This is a genomic window from Lentilactobacillus parakefiri (assembly GCF_002157585.1).
GTDB lineage: Bacteria > Bacillota > Bacilli > Lactobacillales > Lactobacillaceae > Lentilactobacillus > Lentilactobacillus parakefiri.
On sequence record NZ_BDGB01000055.1, the window covers coordinates 25,073 to 39,032 of the forward strand.

Below are 13,960 nucleotides of genomic sequence, written 5' to 3' on the forward strand. Positions count from 1 at the left end.
CATTATGAGTCAAGAATTATATACAAATTTAGCCATTTTTGTTTTAAGCCTGCTGGTTGGGTTTGAAGTGATGAGTAAAATTCCTTCAACTTTGCAGACACCCATGATGTCCGGGGCCAACGCGATTCATGGGGTCGTTGTCGTTGGCGCCTTTGTGATCGCTGCGGAAGCCAGCAGCTGGTATTTCTATGTCTTAGCATTTCTGGCCGCGTTTTTTGCGGCTGTCAACGTCGCTGGTGGTTACACCGTGACCGACCGAATGCTGGGAATGTTTAACCGCCCGAAAAAGCAGCCGGATTCAGCTGACAAGGGAGGCGACAAGTAATGTCAATCCTTAAAACAATTGCTTCTTTAATTTACTTGCTGTCAGCCGTCTGCTATGTCATTGGTGTTCATATGATGCGGTCACCAAAGACGGCCCGAAACGGTAACTTGTTGTCTGGGCTCGGCATGGCGATGGCGGTTGTAATGATTTTAGTTGAAATTATCGCCAAGGGCCAGATTACGTTGATCGGCTGGACGGTTTTATTTGCCGGCCTGCTAATTGGAATCTTATATGGGGTCATTCGTGCACGCAAAGTATCGATGACCGACGTGCCTCAATTGGTTTCACTATTTAACGCCGTTGGTGGCGGTGCCGCTGCCACAATCGGGATTTTCGATTATACGCATGAAGCCGTTGGCACCTCTTTGAGCCTGGCTTTTTCCATTCCAGTGTTACTTGACATTATTATTGGTGGGATTACCTTTTCAGGTTCACTGATTGCGACTGGTAAGTTGTCCGGACACGTGCCTGGCAAACCGATTTCGTTTCCCGGCGACAAACTCATTAACGGCCTGGCAGTGTTAGCCATTATCGTTGCCGGTGTCTGGATGATTGGGTTTCCTTCCGCTTACTGGCCGATGGTCCTGGCATTGTTTGCCAGCTTGATTTTCGGCCTATTGATGACCTTACCAATTGGCGGGGCTGACATGCCAGTGGTTGTTTCACTTTTGAACGCCTTTACCGGTTTGGCAGTTGCCTTCGCCGGATTTGTCATTGATAATCAGGTTCTTATCATTGCCGGTGCGTTGGTTGGTGCTGCCGGAACTATTTTGACCCTGCAAATGGCTGAAGCGATGAACCGGTCAGTTGCCAATATCATCGCCGGCGGTTTCGGCAGTGGTGATTCCAATGGTAGTACCGGTGCCGGTGCTGAAGTACCGACCAACATTAAGAAGACCACTCCTGATGACGTCGGCATGCAGCTAGCCTATGCCCACAATGTGATGATCGTTCCTGGCTACGGGTTGGCTGCCGCTCAGGCCCAGCATGAAGTTGCTGAGTTGGCGAAATTGCTGACGGACGCCGGGATCAACGTGAACTACGCGATTCACCCAGTTGCCGGCCGGATGCCTGGCCACATGAACGTTTTGCTCGCTGATGTCAATGTGCCTTACGATCAAATGAAACAGTTGGACGAAGCGAACTCGATGTTTGAAAATACCGATGTTTCATTGGTCATTGGGGCGAACGATGTAACCAACCCATTGGCTCGTGAAAAGGGCAATGCCATTTCAGGGATGCCAATTTTGGATGTTGATAAATCAAAGTCTGTGGTCGTCATCAAACGTTCAATGAGTACCGGATATGCCGGTGTGCAAAACCCACTGTTCAGTGAAGACCAGACTAGTATGATGTTCTCGGATGCCAAGAAGGGCCTGCAGGAAATTATTGCGGCGACTAAAGGGTATCTGGATTAGATTAAGATAATTAATAGATGAAAAAAGATTCTCGGCAATTTTGTCGAGAATCTTTTCTGGTTAAATGAAAGAATCTTGATTGTGAAAATAACTTCTTCAAATTACCGGTCTCACCCGATGAACGCAGGCAATGGGTATGGTAAACTAATATCAATAGTAGAATCTAATTGTTAAGCAAAGAAAGGGTTTTTAGATGGCGTTTGTGGGTCAAATTGCACTCATTTTAATTGCAACGTTATTGGCTGCGGCGATCAGTCAGCGGTTGGGGATGCCAGCAGTGATTGGCCAATTAATCGCCGGGGTCATTTTAGGACCAGGTATTCTGGGAATTTTGCAAAATACCGAATTGATGCACGCTGGAGCCGAAATTGGGGTTATTATTCTGATGTTCATTGCCGGCATCGAGAGTGACCTGGATTTATTGAAGAAGTATTTCAAACCAGCTATGAGCGTCGCAGCGATCGGCGTGCTCTTTCCGATGGTTATCTTCTATATTTATGGTCAGATGATGGGTCAGGGCTTTGAACGGTCAATCTTTTGGGGCGTTATCTTCGCGGCAACGTCGGTGTCAATTAGCGTGGAAGTGCTGCGGGAATTCAAGAAGTTAAATACCAAAGAAGGTGCCACCATTCTCGGGGCCGCGGTAGTTGATGATATCATCGCTGTAATCTTATTGAGTATCTTCGTCAGTTCGTTTGGCGTTGGCGGCGGGTCTTCTAATTTAGTGGTTGCGACGCTTTACCAATTGATGTACTTTTTAGGTGTGATCGTTGTGGTCAAATGGGGAGCACCAATTATCCTGCGGCTGGCAGAACGGCTGCCGGTTCATGGCTCGGTTGCGATCACCTCACTGGTGATTTGCCTGACAATGGCCTGGTCGGCCGACGCGTTGGGGCTGAGCTCAGTTGTTGGCGCGTTTTTCGCCGGTGTGGCGGTTTCTCAGACCAAATTTCAATCAGAAGTGTCCAGCAGTGTCAGCTCGGTGGGGTACACCTTTTTTATCCCAATATTCTTTGTCAGTATCGGGTTAGACATGGAATTCAGCAATGTTATTAAGAACCTCGGCTTTATTGTGATCATGACAATTCTGGCGATCGCAACCAAGTTGTTTGGCGGCGCGCTGGGGGCCTGGATTACAAAAATGAACTGGCACAGTGCGTTGATTGTCGGGTCGGGGATGGTTTCACGAGGTGAAATGGCGCTGATCATTGCTCAAATTGGCTTGTCGGCCAATCTGATGGCGAAAAATTTGTACTCAGAGATTATCATCGTGATTGTCCTATCGACAATCGTTGCGCCAATGTTACTCAAGAAAACAATGAAGGTCTAAAAGGAGACGAACTATGGTTACTGAATATGCAAGCGGTGCAGTTGTTTATCAAATAAGAGACGGCAAAATTTGGTATTTGTTGCTGCAAAGTGCCACCTCTGATTTTTGGGGATTACCCAAAGGTCACGTTGAGCAGAATGAAAATTTGATTCAAACGGCTGTTCGTGAAATTCGCGAAGAAACCAGTTTGAAAACGCAGATTGACGCTCACTTCAAAGAAAAAGTTGAATATGATATGAATAACGGTCATCACAAAGACGTCACCTTCTTTGTCAGCCGAGTGGCGCCTGAAGTGAAGGTTCAAAAGCAAGATGAAGAAATTAACTCATTTGGCTGGTTTGATTATCCGGATGCATACGAAAAGCTGACTTATGATAATCTTCGCCAGCTGCTCCAAAAAGCGGAAACCTATATTCGAAATAAAGAAAATATCGAGGAATCGGAATGAATAATCGAGTGTTTGTAATTACCGGCGCTGCAGGCAGCGGCAAAACTACTGTTCGTGATTATTTGCATGACCAGTACAAAATGGCTCGGGTGATCACCCATACAACCCGGCCGTCACGAGAAAACGAGCGGGATGGTGTCGACTATTATTTTGAAGACGACCATTCGTTTTTTGATAACCATTTTCTTGAGTCGGTTCACTATGCCGGCCATTACTACGGTTCATCATATGAGGGTTTGGAAAATGCCTGGGAGAAGTCACCGCTTGCGACGATCGTCTTAGATACGGCCGGAGCGATTACATACAAGGAAAAGCTGGGCGACAAAGCGATTATTATTTTCCTCCAAGTAGGCGATACTGAAGAACTTCAACGCCGGATGCAGGGACGGGGCGACAATGCGGCAATGGTCGAAAAACGTATTCAAAGCAAGGAGTATCACCGCGATCTTGAGTTACCCTATGAATTGGCCGGAAAGGCCTATCAGGTGATTAATCATGACTGGCAGCAGACTGCCCAGCAAATTGATAAAATTGTTGAAAAGTATCGCACCGAAACGGCGGGATAGTTGTTGCTGTCTGGAGATTATGGTAGTATGCAATAAACAGTAATAGTTACTTATTAGAGGTGAATAGTATGCTTGCAGCAATTGAACAAGCTACCAAAGTGTTAAAAGAAAATAATTTTAAGATTACCAAGCAACGCCGGGCGATGATCGAATTTTTAGTTGGCGTCGCCACCCACAAATTTGTCGAAGTGACCAGCATTGATGATTTCATGCGCAAAACGTTTCCTAATATGAGTCACAACACCATTTACCGTAACATTTCCGAATTTGCCAATTTGGGAATTGTGGAACGGCAGGTTCAAGGTGATCGGGCGTCTGTCAAATTCCAGTGTGATTTTCAGCATGAGCACCACCACCATTTTATTTGTAGCAATTGTGGTAAAGTGATCGAGCTCAAAGATTGTCCGTTAAGCCCTGAGATTACTTCCCAGCTGGCTGGCTGTGAAGTGACCGGCCACCTCTTTCAGATTTACGGTCTGTGCCCACAATGTGCCAACTTAATGAATAATTAACGAATTGTTTAGGTTTCGTTCATATTCTTATGCGATAATGGAGGCTACAAAAATTTAGTAAGGAAGTTTTTTGAATGGATAATCAAATTCCACCATTAATTACGCCCTTTGCCATTCTCTCAATTTCTTTGGCACTCGGCGCTACCAACGTTGTGGTCAATAATGTGACCTCTACCAATGAGGGAACCCCTAGGACCACTCAAACGACCAATCAAAAGAAGATTTCGGATTCCATTTATGGCGACAAGAAAAAGACCGACGATTCTGATGCCAAAAAAAAAGCCGAAAAGGCAAAGGAAGAAGCCGATAAGAAAAAGGCTGCAGAAGAATCGTCTGCTGCCAAGGCTTCTTCTGAAAAGGCCGAAAGTGAAAAGAATGCCAGCTCCTCTGATGAGCAGACAAACGATAACTCGACAAATACTAATAAAGATACCACTAATGGAACAACAACCAACAAATCAACGACGACCAACAAGGGGACGACGACTAAAAAAGGCACCACGACCGGTGGCAACACCACTAACTCTAACAATAATAATTCAGATCAGAATACCCAAACCAATAGTGACAGCAGTAATCAAACGACGGGTACAACTGGCGGAACAACCACGCAAAACAACAATAATAATGCCAATGCAAACGCAGACGTCACGACTGGCAATACAGGGGAGGGAACTAACTAATGTTTAGCTTTTTGGACATGGTTAACCACTACCTGGGCTACTTTAATATCAACGTGACCCTTAAAAGCCGGATTTACACGATCCTGGGTTTCTTCGGCGATGTTTATCTGTTCTATATTAGTTTCCGTTTTCTACAGAACCAGATGTTTACCAAGGGCGTTCCCCTGTTGTTAGTCGCCGTCATTCTACTGTATTTTACGGCCTGTAATTTCTTCTACTACTTCACTAAGAAACAACCGTGGTTCGATATTTCGCCGAAGATTGCCAAGCTTTTACACATCCAAGAGCATCCGCGAGAAACACAGGTAGACTCTAAAATGGGGACAACGGTGATTGCTGACGAACGAAACGTCCCTGCAAACGGGTTGTTTGACGATCAGCACCTGTTACCGGCCAAAATTGACGTTTCTCCCGTGCAGCAGGCAAATATTGACCGGTTAGTCGGCCAAATGGAACGTCAGCAGTTGTTCAAAGCCGATTACAACGGTATGAGCGATCGGAAGATTTACGAATTATTGAAAGTGAATAGTAAGCCAGTTTATGCGATTGGGAAGGGTGTCTTAATGCCCTATTTTGAAATGCAAAAGCAGGGGGCTTCGCTAGTGGTCTATTGCGGCTTGAATCAAGCAGAGATTTATCCGGTTGGTGAAATTCGACGGATTGGCCTGCAGTCGATTAGATCGATTGATTTAAATGTGGTTAAGTTATATCTGGCTTCCGTGACCTTGGTTGGCGGCCCATATAAACAGATTGGTCGTGCTGGGGTGATCGAAGCGCCGCAGAACTTTAAGCTGCAGGCAATGGTTGCATACAAGAAACTGTAAGTGAAAGGATTCGTTATGAGAGTGAATGTTTTGCAGCACACGCCGGACGAAGGGCCAGGATCCATTCAGGACTGGGCGCATGCTAAAGGATACCAGATGTATATTTATCACCCGTATCAATTCGGCCAGCTGCCCACCGCAGATGATACGGATATCCTGGTTATTCTTGGCGGGCCAATGAGCCCTAATGACGATTTGCCGTGGATAAAACAGGAGCGTGAGTTGATTAAGCAGCTGTTGGTAGACGACAAGCCGATTTTTGGTGCCTGTTTCGGTGCGCAACAGATTGCTAAGACCTTGGGGTATGCAGTTTCCAAAGGTCCAGCAAAGGAAGTTGGCTGGGCGCCGGTCTACCGTAAGTCCGATGTGATTCCCGGCTTGCCTGAGCAAATGACCGTTCTGCACTGGCATGAAGACATGTTTGAACTTCCCGAAGGATCGGAGTTGCTGTTCTCAAGCGATCACTTGGTGAATCAGGGGTTTGTGCTGAATCACCATGTGGTAGGCTTGCAGTTTCACTTTGAACCTAAGGAAGATAATGTCTGGGAGATGGTCGTCAATGACTTTGCATACATTGATGGCTCGGTGCTGAACCAGTCAGCTGATGAGATATTAGCTCGTCAGGTACCGGCAGAAAATAAAAACGTCATGTTTAGGATTCTCGATTATATTTGTGAAAATTAGTCATTTTGTATTCTAATAGCGCGCAATTCCAAGCCGGTTTGGCTTTAGATTGCACGCTATTTTTTTTGATTTAGCTTCTCATTTTTCAGCCATAAAATGAGCATCCAATTAAACTTTATTCAAATGGGGGTTTCCTTTTTGACTGATTGTGAATTATAATTAGTTAATTACCCAAATTTATACATTGCTAATTCTGGAGGGGAATCACGAAGCGTCAACGGGGTGTTCAGCATTTGATAGAAAATGTAACATGGAAATAAATTTTTTGTTACATTTTTTTGACCAATCAAATTTTTTAACATATTATGGATGTAGTATCATTCTTAGGCAATTTTAATAAATAGCCTGAAAGCATTGGAGGAAAATGACATGGCAATGATCGAATTTCAAGACGTACAAAAGTATTACGGCGATTTCCATGCTTTAAAGGACATCAATTTGAAGATTGAAGCGGGTGAAACCGTTGTTTTAATCGGTCCTTCAGGTTCTGGTAAATCGACACTGATTCGAACGGTTAATGGGCTTGAACCCATTCAAGAAGGTAAGTTGATTGTTAACGGTCAGGATTTGGCTAATAAGAAGACTGATCCTAACCGAATCCGCAAGAATGTCGGTATGGTGTTCCAGCATTTTAATTTATATGCAAATAAGACGGTGCTCGAAAACATTATGTTGGCACCACGGATTGTGTTGAAACGTCCTGAAAAGGAAAATAAAGAACTGGCAATGCAGCTGCTTGATCAAGTTGGTCTTCAAAGTCAAGCTAACAAGTTACCGGCTCAATTATCAGGTGGTCAGCAACAACGAATTGCGATTGCCCGTTCACTGGCAATGAAGCCAAAGTGCCTCTTGTTTGATGAGCCAACCAGTGCATTGGACCCAGAAATGATTGATGATGTTTTGAACGTTATGAAAGATATTGCGCAAGATTCAGATATGACCATGCTGGTTGTGACCCATGAAATGGGATTTGCCCGTGAAGTGGCCAACCGGGTTATCTTTATGGATGACGGTCAGATTTTGGAAGATGACACGAGCGACAAATTCTTTGATGGTGAACCCTCCAATGAACGTGCACGACAATTTCTTGGGAAAATTATTACGCATTAAAAATTTCATTATTGGGAGGTCGCATCATGAAGAAGATCATATCAAGAATTGGGTTATTATTAACCCTGCTCTTAATGGTCGTTAGTTTGAGTGCCTGTTCGAGTTCAGCATCACAGAAGAATGTGCTGAAAGACGACAAGCAGACAAAGACGATCACATGGGGCGTTAAAGCCGACACCAAGCTATTTGGTTTGATGGATGTTCGGGACAATCAGATCAAGGGATTTGAAATTGACTTGGCAAAAGCCATGACCAAGCAGATCCTTGGTAAAGATGGTAAGGCCAGATTTATTCAAGTTACCAGTCAAACCCGGATGCCATTACTGAGAAATGGTAACATTGATGCCATTATGGCAACCATGACCATCACCCCGGAGCGGGCTAAGCAAGTTGACTTCTCACGCTCGTATTTTGATGCCGGACAAGCCATCCTCGTTAAGAATGGTAGTCCGATCAAAAATGTGAAGGGGCTCAATCATAAGGGCGCGATTGTCCTCGGGGTGGTTGGTTCCAACTCCGTTCAAAATATTAAGAAGTTTGCCCCTAAAGCTAAAGTCCTTCAGCTGTCCGACTATTCACAGGCACTGACGGCGTTGAAATCAGGTCAGGGGGATGCTTTAACGACTGATAACGGGATTCTTTACGGGATGTCAATTGAAAATCCCGGCTATTCCGTTGTTGGCGGCACATTCACCAATGAACCGTATGGGATTGCCGTTGATAAGGGTCAGGGCAAGATGAGAGATGCCATGAATCATGCGTTGACCAAGGTTGAAAATTCCGGCCAATACAACCAGCTCCTTTATAAGTGGTTCCACAAGGTTCACGGATTTGACTTGAAGGGGGCAGAACGATGATAAGCATTTTTCAAAATTATGGTGGCGAGCTTCTTTATGGATTAGGCCAAACGCTTCTCTGCTCGATTATCGCATTGGTATTTGCGTTAATTATCGGATCTGGTTTTGCTATCCTGGAAGTTTTCCCCAATAAGTTTCTTAGAATTATTTCAAGAGTTTACATTGAAGTTTTCCGGAACATTCCACTACTGGTTATCACAATGTTCTTTTACGTGGTTATTCCCATGTACATTGTTGAAATCAGTGGGTTTGCTTCTGGAACCGTTGGATTGATTCTTTATTCCTCCGCATTTATCGCTGAAACGGTTCGTTCAGGAATCCAATCTGTTGATCCTGGCCAAATGGAGGGGGCTCGTGCCAACGGGTTAACCTTCTGGCAGGCAATGCGCTACATTGTTTTGCCGCAAGCCTTCCGATATGTCATTCCGCCACTGGGCAACCAGTTTATCAACTTGGTGAAGAACTCTTCAGTCTTGGCCTTTGTTGCCGGATTTGACTTGATGTATCAAGGAAATGTCATTGCATCTGATTCATTGCAAAGTATGAGCACCTACCTGTGTGTGGGGATGTTATACCTGATTTTGACTTTGCCATTGAGTTACTACATGCGTTACCTTGAAAAGAAATTGGCATAAAGGAGGAATCGAGATATGTTAACAGTCTTAGGTGCTTACTCATGGATTAATATCAGGTTCCTTCTTGAAGGAGCTTGGGTCACAATCCTGGTTTCAGTTTGTTCGATTATCCTCAGTTACATATTTGGGGTAATTTTGGGAATCATTCGCTATGTTGAAATTAAGTATTTGTCAGCGATTGTCGGCTTTGTGATTGACATCATTCGTAACTTACCGTTAATCCTGATTATCTTCTTTACCTATTTTGGGTTACCAAATATCGGCTTCAAGCCAGATCCAATTTGGGCATCAGTCATTGCGATGGCGGTCTTTGAATCGGCGATGGTTGCAGAAATTGTTCGTGCCGGAATTGTTTCAATTCCAACCGGCCAAATGGAAGGGGCTAGATCGACTGGAATGTCTTACTGGCAGGCGTTACGATACATTATCCTGCCGCAAGCCATCAAGAACATGATTCCAGCGATTGTTAGTCAGTTTATCTCTTTGGTTAAGGATACGTCACTGGCAACGATCATTGTCCTGCCGGATTTGATGAACCATGCGCAAATCATTTACGGTCAAAATACCAATTACACGATTCCAATGTTCTTGGCGTTGGCGGTCATGTACTTCATCGTTTGCTACTCACTGTCACTATTGTCACAGTATCTCGACCACAGACTGGGAACAGCCAAGAAGTCGGGTGAAGTGGAGGAAGTTGTGCAGGGAGCAGAACGGTAGAGAGCGCGACGAGACCCGGTTAGGACCCAGAACATAAGCGAAAAGGATCAATGATGAACGGTCTTTGTTCATCGTTGATCCTTTTCGCTTATGTGGCCGGGTCCTGGGTCGTCGCCAAGTAGGCTAGGCAGGGTTTCACCCGGCCGTCGGAGCGTATTTTCAAGGCCGAAGGGAGTTCAAAAGAGCATAACAAACGCGCCGGTTGCTGCTCCAAGGAGCACATTTTGTCTTAGAAATTGACGTCAGGCCCGTCGGAGCACATTTATTCCAAATAACAATGAACCCCACTCAATTAAAACCGAATAATAGTCGTTCAAAAAGGAGCAACTCAATTCAAACTGGAGTTACTCCTTTTGTATGTTTCAACCACTTGGATCATATCAAAAATAATAGGATTCATTTTTGCCGTCAATCAGACCCGGAACTTTCGTATCCTAACGGAATACTGTAAAAATGATGGCTGCCAATTGTATACATGCTGCCATATGAGGTGCCACCACGAGTTGTATATCTATACGGCGTGTGCAAGTTGTGAATTGTCAAACGGTACTTGTATGCACCGGATGTTCGAGCCCTTTTGTCATTAATACCTTTGAGATTATACCCATAATAGAGATAAGTTTTGGATCCCTTAACTAATGTGTGATTAATTTTAGCATAGGAAGCTGGTTTTTGATTATACGTAAATACTTGGTAGTCGTTATCGATAAGCGACTTTGCTCGATACTTGTAAAATTCGACATAACCATCAGAACTGATTCTAAATGCATTGCTTGTTGACTTTGAACGAGTGGCCATATTTTTGAATGCTTTTGTGCCGCCACTAAAGAATACCCCTTCACCGAAAGTAGGCATAAAGGGAGGCCTCTTTACACGTGTATATCTCGACGGCATATATGTCTGCCAGTAGTTAAGAGATCTCCACGGATCTTTCATACCAACGCGTTTCTTCAGGGCATAACTCAGATTGCTTGGACCACGGAGGGCGTAGTGAGTTTGACTGGCGCTATCATTGCCAACACTTCCCTTCACAATTGTGCCTTTGGGGAGGATGACCTTTGCCTCTTTGAATGGACCGGATTTCGTATTTTGATTGAATCGGTAATATTGACTAAGTCCATTGTATTCTTTTACAGACTGATTGACCCAATGGGATGAGATTCTGTGAAGTCCCCTTGTTTGTGCGGATGCATTAGTAGTCATAATGCATCCCCCGCCTAACAATCCAAGTGTAATTAACAAAACGCTTTTATTCAAAACAATTCTCCTCCCAATGAATCAAGTTCTCCAATACTTGGCTATTAATACCTTCCTTTGTAGGATAACATAAAGTGTATTATCATCTCCCAAAAAGCTTACTGGTTGCTTTACGTTGAGGGTTATTTTCACATTCCCATTTTAATCCAGCACTTCAATCTTCCGCACGTCCACCAAATCACTCATCTGACGGATAAACTCATCCGGGTCCATCTTATGCTGCAGTTTCACCCGAACTTCCAGGGAAAATGAGTCTGGCTTATAAGCAACGATTCGCATCCGAATATCTGCACTGCCAATCGCTCTCAGCCTGTCCGGCAGCTCGTCCATCGATGCCAGTTCGCCATTAAAGGTGACTTGTAAGCGGAGTAGCGAACGATTGGGGTAGCGTTTGAGTGCCCGGATTTGGCGGACGATGGTCTGGGTAACCAAAATGCACAGGGTGCCAGCAATCCCGATAACGTACATGTCAGCCCCAATCGCCAGGCCAATTGCGGCAGTCGCCCACAAACCAGCTGCAGTGGTCAAACCGTCGATTTTGTGGTTTCTGGTAATGATCGCCCCAGCACCAATAAAACCAATCCCAGTTACAACCTGAGATGCGATCCGAGAGGGGTCCAAGCTGACATCCGCATGGTTAATGACGTCAAAGAAACCGTATTTGGAAATGATCATGAACAACGCCGATCCGACGGCCACCAACATATGCGTCCGAATGCCGGCAGTCTTTAGGCGGACTTTACGCTCGTAGCCGACCAGACCCCCGCAAATGGCGGCCACAAACAGTCGTAAGATCCATTCGAGTTGATACAATACATAGGCGGTCATAGCACACCTCCTTTACCAGATAATTTTCTTAATTATAACGCCAAGATTATTGGACACCAAAAAAGACAACCGAAAGTGGCTGCCTTTCAACGAGATTGGTTAGTCAAACACATAAACCTTACTTTCATAAGGACGAAGCACCGTACCCTCATCGTCAGGGTAGTTGCTAAGCAACAGCTTGGACGCGTGATCTTGATCATAGTCACGAACAACGTTTTGATCGGTGAAATTACTAATGACTAATAACGTCTTGCCCTGATAATGGCGGCGGTAAGCAAAGACTTGAGCGTATTTTGGATCAAGCTCCTCGTAAGTTCCAAATTTAATCAAATCAGAATCGTGCCTGAGCTGAATTAACTTTTGATAATGGTAGAAGACTGATCATTCACCGCTGCTGCCGCATTGATTTCTGGATAATCAGGGTTCAAAGCAAACCAGGGCTTAACATCAGAAAAGCCGGCGTTGGTACTTGTATCCCATGGCATTGGCGTCCGGGCATTATCTCGGGACCGAGCGGACAGATAGGACAACATCGTTGGGCCGTCCACTAGATGATTTTCGTCAACCAATTCGTGGTAAGCGTTGATCGATTCCAAGTCCTCGTACTGATCCAAGCGGGTGTAGTGAACATTGGGCATCCCCAACTCTTCGCCTTCATAAACGAAGGGGGTTCCTTGCATCATATGGAGGGTCGTCCCCAGCATTTTAGCAGCTAAAACACGGTACTTCGGATTGTCAGTAGCAAAGCGGGAAACGGCTCGTGGTTGATCATGGTTGTTCCAATAAAGACTATTCCAGCCTTTGCCGTCAAGTGCTGTTTGCCAAGGAGACAAGGCCTGCTTAAGTTCGGGGACTTTAACCGGCGTGTCATCCCACTTGCCGAGTTGGGGATCTGGATTGGCAGATAACTGAACGTGTTCAAATTGGAAAACCATGTTTAATTCGTGGCTGTCAAGTCCCGTGTATGCAATTGCATCCTCTGGTTTAGAACTCGGCATTTCGCCGACGGTCATCACGTCATAGTGGGAAAGCACTTCCTCATTCATTTCCTTGAGATAATCGTTAAGCTTCGGGCCATCAGCCACTAATGGTTCTACAATCGCATAGTTGCAGGCTCTGGGGCGTCAGGTAGTCCGACTGGCTTAGAAATCAAGTTGATGACATCCATGCGAAAGCCATCAACGCCCTTGTCTAACCAAAAGCGCATGATCTCCCAGACGGATTCGCGGACCGCCGGATTTTCCCAATTCAAGTCCGGTTGACCGGGGGCAAATAAGTGCAGGTAGTATTGACCACGCTCTTCGACATAAGTCCAGGCAGAGCCGCCAAAAGCAGCGCCCCAGTTGTTGGGTTCATGACCGTCAACCGGATCACGCCAGATATAGTAATCTGCGTATTGATTATCCTTCGACTGTTTACTTTCCTGGAACCAGCGATGCTGATCAGAAGTGTGGTTAACCACCAGATCCATCAGTAACTTCATCCCGTGAGCATGAATGGCTTTAAGCAGCTCATTGAAATCGGTCATGCTGCCATAGTCCGGTAAAATCTTTTCGTAATCAGCGATATCATAGCCGTTATCTTTTAAAGGGGAGTCGTAGATTGGATTGAGCCAAAGAACGTCCACTCCCAGCTTTTGTAAGTAGGGCAGCCGTTTGATAATACCGTGCAGATCACCGATACCATCGTGGTTGCTGTCTTGAAAACTTTGTGGATAAATTTGATAAATTACGGCGTTTTGCCACCATTTGTGTGTCATTTTT

Annotated in this window: 15 protein-coding genes and 1 pseudogene; 13 read left to right on the forward strand and 3 right to left on the reverse strand. The window is 45.0% G+C overall.

The window, feature by feature from the left end; genetic code table 11:
* Window positions 1–4: 4 nt before the first annotated feature.
* The 13 genes from LPKJCM_RS05975 to LPKJCM_RS06035 all read left to right on the forward strand — a co-directional run bounded on the left by LPKJCM_RS05975 (window position 5) and on the right by LPKJCM_RS06035 (window position 10,112).
* Window positions 5–325, forward strand: coding sequence for an NAD(P) transhydrogenase subunit alpha part 2 (locus LPKJCM_RS05975; protein ID WP_057962259.1), 321 nt, complete (start codon window positions 5–7; stop codon window positions 323–325).
* Window positions 325–1,743: an NAD(P)(+) transhydrogenase (Re/Si-specific) subunit beta gene (locus tag LPKJCM_RS05980; protein ID WP_057962260.1), complete on the forward strand. Its 1,419-nt coding sequence runs from the start codon at window positions 325–327 to the stop codon at window positions 1,741–1,743. The genes LPKJCM_RS05975 and LPKJCM_RS05980 overlap by 1 nt, the downstream gene beginning before the upstream one ends.
* A gap of 193 nt (window positions 1,744–1,936) precedes the next feature.
* On the forward strand, window positions 1,937–3,073 hold the full coding sequence (locus LPKJCM_RS05985; protein WP_057962261.1) for a cation:proton antiporter: 1,137 nt from the start codon (window positions 1,937–1,939) through the stop codon (window positions 3,071–3,073).
* 13 nt (window positions 3,074–3,086) lie between these two features.
* Window positions 3,087–3,521 carry a bis(5'-nucleosyl)-tetraphosphatase gene (locus tag LPKJCM_RS05990; RefSeq protein ID WP_057962262.1) on the forward strand — a complete coding sequence of 145 codons (435 nt, stop codon included), beginning with the start codon at window positions 3,087–3,089 and terminating at the stop codon, window positions 3,519–3,521.
* Window positions 3,518–4,087 (forward strand): guanylate kinase, encoded by a 570-nt coding sequence (locus tag LPKJCM_RS05995; RefSeq protein WP_057962263.1) that lies wholly within the window; start codon window positions 3,518–3,520, stop codon window positions 4,085–4,087. Before LPKJCM_RS05990 ends, LPKJCM_RS05995 begins: the two co-directional genes overlap by 4 nt.
* Window positions 4,088–4,155: 68 nt before the next feature.
* Window positions 4,156–4,599: a Fur family transcriptional regulator gene (locus LPKJCM_RS06000; protein WP_057962264.1), complete on the forward strand. Its 444-nt coding sequence runs from the start codon at window positions 4,156–4,158 to the stop codon at window positions 4,597–4,599.
* Window positions 4,600–4,673: 74 nt separating this feature from the next.
* Complete coding sequence (locus LPKJCM_RS06005) at window positions 4,674–5,282, forward strand: hypothetical protein (RefSeq protein ID WP_057962265.1); 609 nt, start codon at window positions 4,674–4,676, stop codon at window positions 5,280–5,282.
* Complete coding sequence (locus LPKJCM_RS06010; RefSeq protein WP_057962266.1) at window positions 5,282–6,106, forward strand: DUF6681 family protein; 825 nt, start codon at window positions 5,282–5,284, stop codon at window positions 6,104–6,106. The genes LPKJCM_RS06005 and LPKJCM_RS06010 overlap by 1 nt, the downstream gene beginning before the upstream one ends.
* Window positions 6,107–6,121: 15 nt before the next feature.
* Complete coding sequence (locus LPKJCM_RS06015) at window positions 6,122–6,790, forward strand: type 1 glutamine amidotransferase (RefSeq protein ID WP_057962267.1); 669 nt, start codon at window positions 6,122–6,124, stop codon at window positions 6,788–6,790.
* Window positions 6,791–7,159: 369 nt separating this feature from the next.
* Window positions 7,160–7,900, forward strand: a complete 741-nt coding sequence (locus LPKJCM_RS06020) for an amino acid ABC transporter ATP-binding protein (RefSeq protein ID WP_057962268.1) — start codon at window positions 7,160–7,162, stop codon at window positions 7,898–7,900.
* 26 nt (window positions 7,901–7,926) lie between these two features.
* The gene (locus LPKJCM_RS06025; protein ID WP_057962269.1) at window positions 7,927–8,757 is read left to right on the forward strand and encodes a transporter substrate-binding domain-containing protein; all 831 of its coding nucleotides are present in this window, start codon (window positions 7,927–7,929) and stop codon (window positions 8,755–8,757) included.
* Entirely contained in the window at window positions 8,754–9,392 is a 639-nt protein-coding gene (locus LPKJCM_RS06030; protein WP_057962270.1) for an amino acid ABC transporter permease, read from the forward strand. Before LPKJCM_RS06025 ends, LPKJCM_RS06030 begins: the two co-directional genes overlap by 4 nt.
* A 15-nt stretch (window positions 9,393–9,407) precedes the next feature.
* The gene (locus LPKJCM_RS06035; RefSeq protein ID WP_057962271.1) at window positions 9,408–10,112 is read left to right on the forward strand and encodes an amino acid ABC transporter permease; all 705 of its coding nucleotides are present in this window, start codon (window positions 9,408–9,410) and stop codon (window positions 10,110–10,112) included.
* Window positions 10,113–10,520: 408 nt separating this feature from the next.
* Here LPKJCM_RS06035 and LPKJCM_RS06040 read toward each other — a convergent pair whose 3' ends face one another.
* The 3 genes and pseudogenes from LPKJCM_RS06040 to LPKJCM_RS06050 all read right to left on the reverse strand — a co-directional run bounded on the left by LPKJCM_RS06040 (window position 10,521) and on the right by LPKJCM_RS06050 (window position 13,956).
* Window positions 10,521–10,967 (reverse strand): hypothetical protein, encoded by a 447-nt coding sequence (locus LPKJCM_RS06040; RefSeq protein WP_057962272.1) that lies wholly within the window; start codon window positions 10,965–10,967, stop codon window positions 10,521–10,523.
* Between the two features lie 543 nt (window positions 10,968–11,510).
* Entirely contained in the window at window positions 11,511–12,197 is a 687-nt protein-coding gene (locus LPKJCM_RS06045) for an MgtC/SapB family protein (RefSeq protein WP_057962273.1), read from the reverse strand.
* Between the two features lie 99 nt (window positions 12,198–12,296).
* Window positions 12,297–13,956: pseudogene (locus tag LPKJCM_RS06050) on the reverse strand (glycoside hydrolase family 13 protein).
* Window positions 13,957–13,960: the final 4 nt, after the last annotated feature.

Excerpts from the sequence above, each read along its gene's own strand:
- LPKJCM_RS05975 (WP_057962259.1), top strand. The coding sequence starts at position 5 with ATGAGTCAAGAATTATATACAAATTTAGCCATTTTTGTTTTAAGCCTG.
- LPKJCM_RS06010 (WP_057962266.1), top strand. The coding sequence starts at position 5,282 with ATGTTTAGCTTTTTGGACATGGTTAACCACTACCTGGGCTACTTTAAT.
- LPKJCM_RS06005 (WP_057962265.1), top strand. The coding sequence starts at position 4,674 with ATGGATAATCAAATTCCACCATTAATTACGCCCTTTGCCATTCTCTCA.
- LPKJCM_RS06025 (WP_057962269.1), top strand. The coding sequence starts at position 7,927 with ATGAAGAAGATCATATCAAGAATTGGGTTATTATTAACCCTGCTCTTA.
- LPKJCM_RS06000 (WP_057962264.1), top strand. The coding sequence starts at position 4,156 with ATGCTTGCAGCAATTGAACAAGCTACCAAAGTGTTAAAAGAAAATAAT.
- LPKJCM_RS06015 (WP_057962267.1), top strand. The coding sequence starts at position 6,122 with ATGAGAGTGAATGTTTTGCAGCACACGCCGGACGAAGGGCCAGGATCC.
- LPKJCM_RS06030 (WP_057962270.1), top strand. The coding sequence starts at position 8,754 with ATGATAAGCATTTTTCAAAATTATGGTGGCGAGCTTCTTTATGGATTA.
- LPKJCM_RS05980 (WP_057962260.1), top strand. The coding sequence starts at position 325 with ATGTCAATCCTTAAAACAATTGCTTCTTTAATTTACTTGCTGTCAGCC.
- LPKJCM_RS05995 (WP_057962263.1), top strand. The coding sequence starts at position 3,518 with ATGAATAATCGAGTGTTTGTAATTACCGGCGCTGCAGGCAGCGGCAAA.
- LPKJCM_RS06020 (WP_057962268.1), top strand. The coding sequence starts at position 7,160 with ATGGCAATGATCGAATTTCAAGACGTACAAAAGTATTACGGCGATTTC.
- LPKJCM_RS06040 (WP_057962272.1), bottom strand. The coding sequence starts at position 10,967 with ATGCCTACTTTCGGTGAAGGGGTATTCTTTAGTGGCGGCACAAAAGCA.
- LPKJCM_RS06045 (WP_057962273.1), bottom strand. The coding sequence starts at position 12,197 with ATGACCGCCTATGTATTGTATCAACTCGAATGGATCTTACGACTGTTT.
- LPKJCM_RS05985 (WP_057962261.1), top strand. The coding sequence starts at position 1,937 with ATGGCGTTTGTGGGTCAAATTGCACTCATTTTAATTGCAACGTTATTG.
- LPKJCM_RS05990 (WP_057962262.1), top strand. The coding sequence starts at position 3,087 with ATGGTTACTGAATATGCAAGCGGTGCAGTTGTTTATCAAATAAGAGAC.
- LPKJCM_RS06035 (WP_057962271.1), top strand. The coding sequence starts at position 9,408 with ATGTTAACAGTCTTAGGTGCTTACTCATGGATTAATATCAGGTTCCTT.